Origin of the sequence: Caballeronia mineralivorans PML1(12), assembly GCF_001028175.1 — a bacterium.
Classification (GTDB): domain Bacteria; phylum Pseudomonadota; class Gammaproteobacteria; order Burkholderiales; family Burkholderiaceae; genus Caballeronia; species Caballeronia mineralivorans.
Map to the genome: position 1 here is coordinate 1 of NZ_AEJF01000074.1, position 11,404 is coordinate 11,404.

The following is an 11,404-nucleotide window of genomic DNA, read 5'->3' on the forward strand; positions in this document are numbered from 1 at the left end:
ATCCTCGCCGACGCGGATGTCGTCATCATCACTGTGCCGGCGCACGTCAGGCCGGCGTTGCTGCGCGCCATTGCGACGCATTTGCCGTCGGACAAGCCCGTCTACGTCGGCGCGATCCCGGGTTTCTGCGGTTTCGACTGGCTCGCTGAACACATCCTGGCGGCCCGGCCCAACGCGGTCATCTGGGGCATGAAAGACGTGGCTCATACCGCCTTCGATTTGCAGCCAGGCGTGTCGGTCAGGATGGGTGGCGCGAAGAGCACGCTGTACGTCGGGACGCACGCGCGCGAAAACGACGCGTCGCGCGCCGCTTTGCTGGCGCACCTGAAAAGGCTCTACGCGGCGCCCGTCGAATTGCTGGATGACTACCTGGAAATCACGCTGACGCCCGGTAACCCGATCATGCACAGTTCAGTGATCTATGGGTTGATTGGACCTTACGGGCAATGGCACAACAAGGTGTTTCCTGCGCGGCTTTGCTGGTGGACCGATTGCCCCGAACTCGGTGCGTATTTCCTCGAGCGCAGCGATGAAGAGAGCCAGATGCTGTGCAAAGCTATCGAGCGGCGGCTGGGGGTAAACCTGTCGTCGATCAAGCCGCTGAAGCAGGAGATCATCGAGGCCTACGAGGACCAGATCCGCGACCACGGGACCATGCTGTCGGTGTTGCGCACTAATCAGGCCTACGACGCAATCGAGGCCCCGCTGGTCCCGGCCGGAGACTCCACGGGGTACGTCATCGATAAAGAGAGTCGCGCCTTTCACGAGGATGTGGCTTACGGCCTGGCGTTGCTGGTCGAGATGGCGAAGCGCCTGGACATGCGTCTGCCTCACATTGAAGCAATCTTTCACTGGAACGTGTCCTATATGGACGGCCTGCGCAGTTCTGCGCTCGACTACTTTCCCGAAACCTGGCCAGCCTGAAGCCGGAACTCTATGAAGACCACTCCTTCGCTATTGCAACCTGATAACGCGTTCTATGCGGACCGGCAGCACGACGCCTTCGCGTCTGCACGACGCAATGCCTTGCGGCGCATCGTCCGCTGCCTGTTCGCCGAGAAGATCATCAGTAAGGACGCGCTTGTCTACGCGCCCGAGGGCCGCGGTGCCTGGTTACCGCTGTGGAGCAGGCATGCGCTGCTGTTCTTCGCCGACCTCGAGGCGGCGCCGGCCGACACCTTTATCAACCGTGGCACGATCACGCTGATCGAATCAGACGGAACGCGCAGGGTTATCGAAAGCCCGGATCAGATGATCGACTTGCTGCGGCCGAGCTTCGATTTTGAGCCAGGCGACGAAGACGTGGCCGGGCTCAAGTCCGATGTAGCCAACAGCATCGGGAACGACGCGCTCGCCCGCATTTACCGCGAGGCATGGGATGCGAATCTGCGCGCGCGTATCGACGCGGCAGGTGCCCTTGGTCTCGCCGATTACCTACGCAAGCACATGAGCGTGCGCGATGCGGCGGTGCTGCTCGATCAGTGGGGCGCGCTCGAAGGTCATCCTTTCTATCCCACCTGGAAGAGCAAGCCGGACCTGAGCGCAACTGAAGTCGCCGCGCTGTCACCCGAATTCAACGCGACGGTCGGCGTGCGTATCGCCTCGCTGCGGGCGGACATGGCGTATGTGGAGCGGATGCCGCATGTTGACAGTTACCACGACTGGTTCGCCGCGCAATTCCCGCAACTGTGGGTACGCTGGAAAGACGGCCTCATGGCCCGGCAACTCGACGAGCGCGCGTGGCTGCCGTTGCCGATCCATGCCTGGCATCTCGAGCATTTCGTGCGCAAGGAATACGCGGCGGAGATCGAAGAGGGTGTGCTGATCCTCGACGGACCCGATGTAGAGACATGGCCGACCATGTCGTTCCGCACCATGATGCCGCGGCTGCCGGGACCGGTGCCGTTCATCAAGCTGCCGGTGGCGCTGTGGCTGACCAGCGAGCAGCGCAGCCTCCAGGCGAAGTCGATCCACATGGGGCCGCGCGTCAGCACCGTGATCAAACGCATCCTGGCCGACGAAAACGGCTTCGACCAGACGCTCGAAATTTTCCCGGAAGAAGTTGCGTTGCACTATAAGCACGCAGTGCGGCAGGAGGACCGGCCAGGACGCCATTTGTCGGTTGCGTATCGCGCGAGCAAGGACGCCTTCGAGCGCACGGACCGCCTGTTCCCGATCACCGTGGCGGCATTGCTTACCCGCTCGCCGGCGAGCGGCCGGTCGCTCATGACGGAGCTGATCGGGTACGACGGTGCACCTGCCGGAGCGGAGGCGGTGGAAGCCTGGTTCCGGCAGTACGCGCGAGTCGTCACGTATCCGGTGATCGGCATTTATCTGCTGTACGGCATCGCGCTCGAGGCGCATCAGCAGAATACGTCGGTGCTGTTCGCCGCGGACGGAACACCCAGACGCGTGTTGATCCGCGATTTCGGAGACGGCCGCACCTATGCGCCGCTGCTTGCTGAACGCGGCTATGAACTCAAGCCCTACGTGCATCCGGGAATTCTCCCGACCGTCTTTGACGACGACATCGAGCCGGTCCGATCCTTTGTGCTCGACGCATGCTTTGTGTGTCACTTGCACGAAGTGGCGCTGTTGCTGACAGAGGAATATGGGCTGGGGCGGTCCCGCTTGTGGGAGATTCTGCGCGAAGAAACGGAACGTGCCTTCGATACCCTCGCGCCGCGTGTTTCCAGCGCGTTGTGGCAGGCCGAACGGGAGGCGTTCCTCGAACGTCCCTGGCCGACGCGCTCGGTGTTGCGAATGCATCTGCTCAGATATTCGGACTACCGGCTCCAGCATCATCTGCCCAATCCGCTGCTGGCGGCGCACAACGAGGGTTGAGCGATGACGAATACCATGGTCGCGCCGGACCGGGCGGCGCGCCTGATTCACGTGTTGTTCGTGATTCAGCTCATTTCCATGGGCGCCATGGAAATGAGCGGTCCGTTCTGGCCCATCCATCTGAAAGCACTCAGCACGTCCGGCCTGGAGTTCGGCTTTGCCGGCGTCGCGGTCTACGTGGGGCCGATGCTCGGCATCATGTTGACGAGCGCGTTCTGGGGCCGTGTCGGCGATCGCACCGGACACAAGCTGATGATGATCCGGGCCTTGCTCGGGTTGTCTTTGACGCAACTGGCGCTGGCCTTCGCGGGCGACGTCTGGACGATCCTCGCGCTGCGTTTTGCTCAAGGCGCATGCGCGGGCTACATCGCACCGGCGCAAACCTATGGCGTCAGCATCGAATCCCCGTTGCGCCGGGCGCGTCTGTTCGCGTATCTGCAGGTCTCGACCAATCTGGGCTCATTGGCTGGCGCAGTCGCGGGCGGCCTGATTCTCGATCATGCGACATTCTTCTGGATCAATATCGTCGCAGCCGTGCTGTGCGTGTGCTGCGCCGCGGCCGTGTGGTCGATCCTGCCCAACGTTCCGGTGTCGAGTCCCGTGCCGGCTGCCGATCCGGGGCCCGGCGCCGTGGCGCGGTCCGGCTCGCTATCCATGTGGCGTTCTTCGCCGATTCCCGGGCTGCTCGGCATCGTCGGCATCCTGCTTGTGAGCCGCATGATCGCCCAGACGCCGTTCTCGCTCTATGTGAGTTCGATGTTCGACGTGGGCAACTGGGTGGTGGGCCTGTGCTACGGAATGTTGTCGTTGGGCTTTGCGGTGTCCGCCTCGCTTTGGGCCCGCTATTTCGAGGACAAGACGCGGCCGGAGGCGTTGCGCAGGATGACCCTCATCGCGCTGGCCTGCGCCGGCCTGACGCTGGCTGCCGGGCTCACGCGCAACACCGGCGTGTTCATCACGATTCATTTCTTGTGGGGCATCCTGCTCGGCGCCACGACACCGGTGCTGATGTCGTTGATTTCGAGGGCTGCGAGTGGTCTCTACCAGGGGCGCATCCTCGGCATCGCGCAGAGCATGACGCAGTTCTCGTCGGTCGTGGGCATTGCACTTGGCGGCTGGTTGAGCGACGGCATCGGACTGCCATACACGTATTTCTTTGTGGCGGTTTCCTACGCGCTGGCGATGATCGTCATCCTGACCCTCAGGCGGGAGCGCAGCGTTCTCGCAGGCTCGCCGATTTCACCCGGTCAGCAGGAAGCCACCGAATGATCATTCACAATCATTATAAGCATTACTCATCATGACAATACAGCGTCGCTGGAGCATCGTGTTCGTCGCGCTCGCAGGGATCGCCGTTCTCGCCGCAGTCCTTGTGGTGCGGAAAGGGACGGGGGTAACGCCGACAGCTGCTGGTGAGAGCCAGTCCGCCTTGACCACGGTGACCGATCTGCTTGGACGCAAGATCCAGGTGCACGTGCCGGTGCGCCGCGTGATCCTGGGGGAAGGGCGCCAGCTTTATCTGGTTGCGGCGCTCGACACTGAAAATCCGATTCAGCGTGTGGTCGGCTGGCGGAAGGATCTGATCCAGTCGGATCCGGACACCTATTCCGCTTACTTGCGCAAGTTTCCCGGGATCGCCGGCATCCCCACGTTCGGCGGCTTTGAAGACGGCACGTTCGACATCGAGCAGGCCATTGCGCTCAAGCCCGATGTGATCCTGATGAATATCGAAGCACAACGGGCTACCGAGGACGCAGGCTACGTCGAGAAGCTCAACGCGCTTGGCATACCCGTCGTGTACGTCGATTTCCGTCACTATCCCGTGGAGAACACGGAGCCGACCATGCGCCTCGTCGGCAAGCTGTTCGGCAGGGAAGCGCGGGCGGAGGCGTTTATCGCGTTCCGTGCCGCGCAGATCCGGCGCGTCACCGGCGTCATCGACGCGCACCGGCCGGCGCGCCCGAAGGTGTTCATCGAACGCATTGGCGGATACACGGAGGACTGCTGCCTGAGCTTCGGAAACGAGAACTTCGGCAAGTTCGTCGAGATGGCGGGCGGCAACAATATCGCGAAGGGTGTCATTCGAGGGACCTTCGGCCAACTCAATCCCGAACAGGTGGTGGCCGCCGACCCCGACCAGGTGGTTGTGACGAGCGCCAACTGGGAAGCTTTCGTGCCGCACGGGCGCTGGGTGGGGGTAGGGCCGGGCGCGGACCTGACGGAAGCCGCACGCAAGCTCGAGGCCTATACCAGGCGGCCGGCTTATGCCGGCATCGAGGCAAACCGGAACCGCGCGTTTCATGCCATCTGGCATCAGTTCTATAACAGTCCGTACGACTTCGTCGCCATCCAGCAACTGGCGAAGTGGTTTCACCCGGCGCTCTTTGCCGATCTCGATCCGGACGCCACGTTCCGTGAGCTGCATCAGCGTTTCCTGCCCATTGACTATTCGCCGGGCTATTTCGTCAGTCTGCCCGCCCAGGAGGTGCGCCAATGAGCGCCGTGTCCTTGGCTGACACTACCCAGCGCAGTGCTTATCGCGGGCTTGTGCGGCGCAAGCGCGTGCTGCTCGGTGTTTTCGCGACGCTGCTGCTGCTGAGCGTGCTGCTCGATCTGGCGCTCGGCCCGGCGAACTACAGCCTGGGAGAGGTGGTGCGCGCCGTGCTCTGGCCCGATACCGTTTCGTCGCAAGTGCGGGTGGTGCTGTGGGAAATCCGCATGCCGGTGGCCTTGATGGCGGTGGCCGTGGGCGCGGCGCTCTCGCTGGCTGGAGCGCAGATGCAGACGATCCTTAACAATCCGCTCGCGAGCCCGTTCACGCTGGGTATTTCCGCTGCGGCGAGTTTCGGCGCGGCCTTGGGGCTGGCGTTCGGCCTCAGGCTGTTTCCGGTCGCCGTCGACTATGTGGTGCCGCTGAATGCCTTCGTGATGGCGGTATTGTCGGCGATCCTGATCCACGTGCTCAGCATGCGGCGCGGCGTAACGGCCGAGACTATCGTATTGCTCGGCATCGCCCTCGTGTTCACATTCAATGCACTGCTCGCGCTGGTCCAGTATTTCGCGACCGAGCAGGCCGTTGCAGCCGTGGTGTTCTGGACCATGGGTAGTCTCACCAAGGCGACGTGGCCCAAGGTCGGTGTGATCTGCCTCGCGATCCTGGTCATGCTGCCGGTCTTCGCGCGGCGCGTCTGGGCGTTGACGGCGCTGCGTCTGGGCGACGACAAGGCAGCAAGCTTTGGCATCGACGTGCGGCGTTTGCGCTTCCAGACACTGATCATGGTCAGCCTGCTCGCGGCGTTTCCGGTCGCGTTCGTCGGCGTCATCGGTTTCGTCGGTCTGGTGGGGCCGCATATCGCGCGCATGCTGGTCGGCGAAGATCAGCGTTTTTTCCTGCCAGCCTCATTGCTGACGGGCGCACTGATGCTGTCGGTGAGTTCAGTGGTGAGCAAGACCTTGATTCCCGGCGCCATTTTTCCCATTGGGGTCGTGACGTCTCTCGTCGGCGTTCCGTTCTTCATTTCCCTGATTCTGCGCAGCAAGAGGAACGCATGGTGAAGCTACGGCTGGACGGTGTGGGGGCCACTTACGGCGGGTGCCGGATTCTCTCGGAGATCAGTACACCTGCGTTTTTCGGTGGCCAGGTGGTCGCGGTGATCGGCCCTAATGCGGCAGGCAAGTCGACGCTGTTCAAGCGCATGGCGGGGCTGGTCGGTGGACCCGGCAACGTGCGGCTGGAAGACTCGCGCAAAGGATTGGATGGCATCTGCTACATGCCGCAGGACAGCGCCGCCAGCGCCAGGCTGACCGTCTACGAATGCGTCCTGCTGGCTTGCAAGCAGCAGCAGCCGACCTGGGCGGTGCACGAGGCCGATCTCGCGCTGATCGACGGGATCATGGCGTCGCTAGGTATCGGCGAGCTGGCGTTTCGTCACCTGGACGAGTTGAGCGGCGGACAGCGGCAACTCGTCTCGATCGCGCAGACCCTCGCACGCGATCCCGAAATCATGCTCATGGATGAGCCGACGAGTGCCCTCGACATGCGCCGGCAGGCGCAGGTGCTCGGCTTCATGCGCGCGCTCGCGAGGCAGCGCGGGGTGATCGTCTTTATCGCGCTGCACGATCTTAACCAGGCACTGCGCTTCGCCGACCAGGTGCTGGTGATCGCCGATGGTACGGCGCACGGCAGCGGGCCTTGCGAAGACGTCATCACGGTCGCGATGCTGCGTGACGTGTACCAGATTAACGCCCGCATAGAGCGTTGTTCGAGGGGGGCGTGTCACGTCATTGTCGACGGCGCCGTTGCAGGCAGTGAAGGCGAATTCCAGGGGAGGGCAAATGCTCGATAAGCTGCCGTATTGCGTCGCGCTCAAACCAGTCGCGTTCTTTCTCCCATCCGAGGAGGTCGATGAGCGCGACGTACATCGTCTGGCCGCTGTCATCCGCGAGGCCGATTCGTGGACAACACCGATCCCCGTCGAAAAGGAGACCGGCATCATCATGGACGGTAACCACAGGGCGCGCGCGGCGGCTTTGCTCGGGTTACGGTATTTGCCCTGCGTGTTGCTCGATTATCAGGATCCGAGGGTTTCGGTCACGCATTGGCAGACTGGCGCGCCATTCTGTATCAATAGTATCCGCAGGCGCATCTTGCAGGATAAAGGCCTGTTCCCCTATAAAACGACGCGACATCGCTTTGCGCCTGTACTGCCAGCAACGGAGATTCAATTGTCCGCATTGAATGGTGGCTCCTGATCCGCACGACGTTGTAGCTGGCTGTTTGTAGATTGAGTAAGGAGCACGTCGTTCCTTCGCATTCGAGATTGACGGAATCACGATTTCTGACTAAAGTCAGAGATATGAACGCATCCGACATTCAGCAGGTTCGTAGCTTTAATCGCATAGTCGCCGAGGGCATTGGCGCTATAGATGATCGTTTCCTCGGGCGCGGGCGCCCAATGGGCGAGTCCCGCCTTCTATGGGAGGTCGGGATTGACGGCGCTGATCTTCGTAATCTTCGCGCGCGGCTTAACCTCGATTCAGGATATCTCAGCCGTACGCTTGCCTCCCTTGAACAACAGGGACTTGTCGTCGTCCAGACGCATCCGGACGACCGCAGAGTTCGCCGGGCCTGTCTGACCAAGGCTGGCCTCGATGAAAGAGCTGAACTCGAACGGCTTTCGGACGCGGTTGCTACTCGTGTACTCGAACCGTTAAGCGATGAGCAGCGCCGGAGGCTTATCGCAGCCATGTCTGAAGTAGAGCGCTTGCTACAGCCATCCCTGGTGCGCTTCGCCATTGAGGATCCGAATAGCGATAACGCGCGGTGGTGCTTCGAACAGTATTTCGCCGAACTCGACAAGCGCTTTGACTCGGGGTTCGACCCGTCGATCAGCTTGTCGGCGGATGCCCGCGAACTGACGGCTCCGGAGGGAGCGTTGATCGTGGCGAGACTCCATGGCAACCCGATAGCGTGCGTTGCACTCAAGTTTCACAAGAAGTCGCCGGCTGAGCTCAAGAGGATGTGGGTGAGCCCGTCAGCTCGCGGCCTGGGTGTAGGCCGGCGGTTGATCGATGAGGCGGAGAAACATGCACGGCAGACCGGAGTGCGAGTTATTCGCCTGGAGACAAATCGAACCTTACGCGAGGCGATTGCTCTCTATCGGCGATCCGGATACGTTGAGGTCGATGCTTTCAATGCTGAGCCATACGCCCACCACTGGTTTGAAAAAAAGCTGACGTGATGTGCCCGCTTTGTGATTTTTGGAAAACAAACGAAGCTCACGGTCCTATATCGTCGTAAGGACAGCATCAGCGCCGCGGATCAGCGCGAAGCCAGGGCGGCGCAACGAGCGCAACCAGAGCGATACTCAGCAGTCCGCTAGTCAACGACGGGAGGATGCGTTACCACGCACATCTTCTTTATCCGCGGCGCAGACTTGTGTAGCAGAGCATGCTGGTGGGCAAGTCGGAACGTACGGGTTAGTCTACTGAGCGGGTTCTCCAAGCCGAACCAGCCGGTGCGACGGCAATACGAAGTTCCCCGTAGGCAGTCACCAGCGCGTCGAGGCTGAATGTCCGGTTCAGGCCGCTGGGATTCGGCAACACCCATGCGCTGGCACCGCCGAATGCTGTCGGTTGCAGGCCCCAGTAGATGTCGCGCCTGCCCGACATTGCGCTGAGCGCCATCTTTCCGAGGAAGGCAACGCATTGCGGTGCATATCGTTCAATCTTCCGCTCGAATTCGGTCGCAGCCGCTTTGAACTCCCATTGTGATAGTTCGTCCGCTCGTGCCGTCGGACGCGAGACCGCGGTGGTGAGACCACAACCATACTGCAGGAGTGTGTGGTCGTCTTGAGGACAAATCTGTTCAGGAGTAAAACCCGCGAGATGAACGGCCCGCCAGAATCGATTGCCTCTGCCGGCAAAGTGGTGGCCGGTCGATGCCGCACGGATGCCCGGATTTATGCCGCAAAATATCACTGATAAACCCGGTTCAAGGATATCGGGAAGACATTGAAGTGAATCGGAGCTAGTCACGGATGGTGTAAGCTTTTTCATGAAGTGCATTCGAGCCGCTGAATGGAAACAAGAGGCTACCTCAACGACATCGTCTGCTGATTGTATCGAGATGCTCTGACGGCAGGGCTTGGAACCATCCTCGCCTGTTCCTCCGTTGGGAGGAGGCTCCCAGAAGCGCAGTTTGGGCCACTCTGTCACGGCGGACAAGCGACAAGAGGGGCGATTTCAGGTCAAACGTGCCCCGATTCTGGTCAGCGACGGTATATGCCACTGGCTCTCCACGCGAGGGGGTGCTTGCGCTAGGTAGTCGCGTCGTGTCTTGGACGTCCGAAGAACATTGGAAGCCGCCGTTCACCTCTCTCGCGAGCTTTAACGGCAGAAGTAGGTCGATTGAGGCGGTTCGAGATCGAACCGAGCCCGGCCGGAAACGGACAGTCGACGCCACAATCGAATCCGTAGCAATTCACGATAAAATTAGGCGACGCCGCGCGTCCATACGCAGCGTCGTCAAACCAGCGCGGGCTCATCGAAGACTCAAAGGAACCACCTGTGGCGTTACCCCTTATTTGTGCACCGGCTCCACGTTTCTGGCGAGATGCCGCGCTACCGTTCATCGAAGCCCGAGCGATCGATGATGGCCGCGAGATCTGCTACGCGCGGCACGCTCACGAGACGTTCTCGATCGGCGTGGTGACAGGCGGCGAGAGTATCTATGAGAACGGTCGTGTGCGTCAGCGAGTGGGACGGGGCGCAGTAGTGCTGATGAATCCGCAAGACGTGCACGCATGCAATCCGCTCGACGACGAGCCGTGGTCCTATCGAATGTTACATCTCGACACTGAATGGCTAACTTCCCTCCAGCACGAGCTCGGATTTAGCGAAGGACATGGTTTCCGGGCTTTCTCGACAGCAGCCAGCTGGCAGCCCGAGCTCTATGCCGGCCTTAACCGGCTCTATACGACGCTCACTGACGAGCTCGCCGACACGTTGCAAAAGCACAGCTCCGTCATCGAGTTTTTTGACGATGCTCACCGTTGGCTGAATCGCGCGCCCGCGCAGGCACGGGAGACGAACCACAAGCTCAGGCGCGCAGCGGAATATATCCGCGCGCACCGCACGCGTTCGCTGTCGCTCGACGAAATTTGCGCGGCAGCGCAGTTGTCGGCGTCATATTTGATCCGCGCGTTCAAGGCGCGCTATGGCATGACCCCACACGCGTACCTGGTCAATTGCCGCATCGAATTTAGTCGCGTCCAGTTGAAGCGCGGCCGCCCGATCGCCGAAGTCGCGGCCGATGCCGGTTTCGCCGACCAGGCGCATCTGCATCGTGCATTCCGGCAACTGGTCGCGGCAACACCGGGCCAGTATCGCGGTTGATCCACGAAGTTGTTTGCTGGCCGCTAAGCTTTTAGCAGGTAGATCGCGCTACCGCCGAGCAGGAGTGCCATGGAGCGATTGAAAAGCCGCACGCGCGACGGCTCGTGCAAATGCTGGCGCAGCAACGTTCCGGCCACCGCCCAGCAAGAAAGCGACGCATAGCAAATCACAAAATATAGCGCCGTAAAGCGCCACACCAGGAGGCTGTCACCGTTCGCTGCGTAAGCGCCCATCCCGGCCATAGACGCAAGCCATGCTTTCGGGTTGAGCCATTGCATCACCGCACCCGACGCGAGCGATGGTCTGTCATTGCTATGGTCAGTGCTGAGCGTACCGTCGTCGCGGGCGAGTTGCCAAGCCATGTATAACAAGAACGCGACGCCGGCCCACTGAATGACGTGCGTGAGTTGCGGCCAGCGCGCAAGAATCCGGTGCAGACCGAGGCCGACCAGCAAAAGCAGTAATGTGAAGCCAATTGTCGCGCTGGTCACATGCCGCATCGCGGCACCGGCTCCGCGGCGCACGCCGGTGCTTAGCGCAACAATGTTGACCGGACCCGGGGTAATTGAACAGGCAAGCGCAAACGCGGACATCGATAAGAGCTGATTCATGTTGCTTTCGGAAGTCGGAAGTGAGCGACAACCGGAAGATAGACAATCAGCAA

11 protein-coding genes are annotated in these 11,404 nt (G+C 61.2%); 9 read left to right on the forward strand and 2 right to left on the reverse strand.

Annotated features, from left to right (window positions below; translation table 11 throughout):
- From EOS_RS09960 to EOS_RS09995, 8 genes are all read left to right on the forward strand, one after another.
- Positions 1-924 (forward strand): NAD/NADP octopine/nopaline dehydrogenase family protein (locus EOS_RS09960; RefSeq protein ID WP_047846467.1); only part of this gene is annotated, 924 nt, incomplete at its 5' end.
- Positions 925-936: 12 nt separating this feature from the next.
- Positions 937-2,844, forward strand: a complete 1,908-nt coding sequence (locus EOS_RS09965) for an IucA/IucC family protein (protein WP_082163293.1) — start codon at positions 937-939, stop codon at positions 2,842-2,844.
- Between the two features lie 3 nt (positions 2,845-2,847).
- The gene (locus EOS_RS09970; protein ID WP_047846468.1) at positions 2,848-4,113 is read left to right on the forward strand and encodes an MFS transporter; all 1,266 of its coding nucleotides are present in this window, start codon (positions 2,848-2,850) and stop codon (positions 4,111-4,113) included.
- Positions 4,114-4,144: 31 nt separating this feature from the next.
- On the forward strand, positions 4,145-5,341 hold the full coding sequence (locus tag EOS_RS09975; protein WP_047846469.1) for an ABC transporter substrate-binding protein: 1,197 nt from the start codon (positions 4,145-4,147) through the stop codon (positions 5,339-5,341).
- Complete coding sequence (locus EOS_RS09980) at positions 5,338-6,399, forward strand: FecCD family ABC transporter permease (protein ID WP_047846470.1); 1,062 nt, start codon at positions 5,338-5,340, stop codon at positions 6,397-6,399. Before EOS_RS09975 ends, EOS_RS09980 begins: the two co-directional genes overlap by 4 nt.
- Positions 6,393-7,190: an ABC transporter ATP-binding protein gene (locus EOS_RS09985; protein ID WP_047846471.1), complete on the forward strand. Its 798-nt coding sequence runs from the start codon at positions 6,393-6,395 to the stop codon at positions 7,188-7,190. The genes EOS_RS09980 and EOS_RS09985 overlap by 7 nt, the downstream gene beginning before the upstream one ends.
- A complete protein-coding gene (locus tag EOS_RS09990; protein WP_047846472.1) occupies positions 7,180-7,596 on the forward strand; it encodes a ParB N-terminal domain-containing protein in 417 nt (138 codons plus the stop codon). Before EOS_RS09985 ends, EOS_RS09990 begins: the two co-directional genes overlap by 11 nt.
- Positions 7,597-7,700: 104 nt before the next feature.
- Positions 7,701-8,585 carry a bifunctional helix-turn-helix transcriptional regulator/GNAT family N-acetyltransferase gene (locus tag EOS_RS09995; protein WP_047846473.1) on the forward strand — a complete coding sequence of 295 codons (885 nt, stop codon included), beginning with the start codon at positions 7,701-7,703 and terminating at the stop codon, positions 8,583-8,585.
- 238 nt (positions 8,586-8,823) lie between these two features.
- On the opposite strand, the gene mug is transcribed toward EOS_RS09995, so the two are convergent.
- Positions 8,824-9,402: a G/U mismatch-specific DNA glycosylase gene (gene mug, locus EOS_RS10000; protein WP_047846474.1), complete on the reverse strand. Its 579-nt coding sequence runs from the start codon at positions 9,400-9,402 to the stop codon at positions 8,824-8,826.
- 510 nt (positions 9,403-9,912) lie between these two features.
- Here mug and EOS_RS10005 point away from each other — a divergent pair.
- On the forward strand, positions 9,913-10,740 hold the full coding sequence (locus EOS_RS10005) for an AraC family transcriptional regulator (protein WP_053063828.1): 828 nt from the start codon (positions 9,913-9,915) through the stop codon (positions 10,738-10,740).
- Positions 10,741-10,763: 23 nt separating this feature from the next.
- Here EOS_RS10005 and EOS_RS10010 read toward each other — a convergent pair whose 3' ends face one another.
- Positions 10,764-11,351: a LysE family translocator gene (locus tag EOS_RS10010; protein ID WP_047846476.1), complete on the reverse strand. Its 588-nt coding sequence runs from the start codon at positions 11,349-11,351 to the stop codon at positions 10,764-10,766.
- Positions 11,352-11,404: the final 53 nt, after the last annotated feature.

What these genes read in the sequence shown, in the direction of transcription:
- EOS_RS09985 (WP_047846471.1), top strand. Translation starts at nt 6,393, where the DNA reads ATGGTGAAGCTACGGCTGGACGGTGTGGGGGCCACTTACGGCGGGTGC.
- EOS_RS09965 (WP_082163293.1), top strand. Translation starts at nt 937, where the DNA reads ATGAAGACCACTCCTTCGCTATTGCAACCTGATAACGCGTTCTATGCG.
- mug (WP_047846474.1), bottom strand. Translation starts at nt 9,402, where the DNA reads ATGAAAAAGCTTACACCATCCGTGACTAGCTCCGATTCACTTCAATGT.
- EOS_RS09970 (WP_047846468.1), top strand. Translation starts at nt 2,848, where the DNA reads ATGACGAATACCATGGTCGCGCCGGACCGGGCGGCGCGCCTGATTCAC.
- EOS_RS09980 (WP_047846470.1), top strand. Translation starts at nt 5,338, where the DNA reads ATGAGCGCCGTGTCCTTGGCTGACACTACCCAGCGCAGTGCTTATCGC.
- EOS_RS10010 (WP_047846476.1), bottom strand. Translation starts at nt 11,351, where the DNA reads ATGAATCAGCTCTTATCGATGTCCGCGTTTGCGCTTGCCTGTTCAATT.
- EOS_RS09990 (WP_047846472.1), top strand. Translation starts at nt 7,180, where the DNA reads ATGCTCGATAAGCTGCCGTATTGCGTCGCGCTCAAACCAGTCGCGTTC.
- EOS_RS09975 (WP_047846469.1), top strand. Translation starts at nt 4,145, where the DNA reads ATGACAATACAGCGTCGCTGGAGCATCGTGTTCGTCGCGCTCGCAGGG.
- EOS_RS09995 (WP_047846473.1), top strand. Translation starts at nt 7,701, where the DNA reads ATGAACGCATCCGACATTCAGCAGGTTCGTAGCTTTAATCGCATAGTC.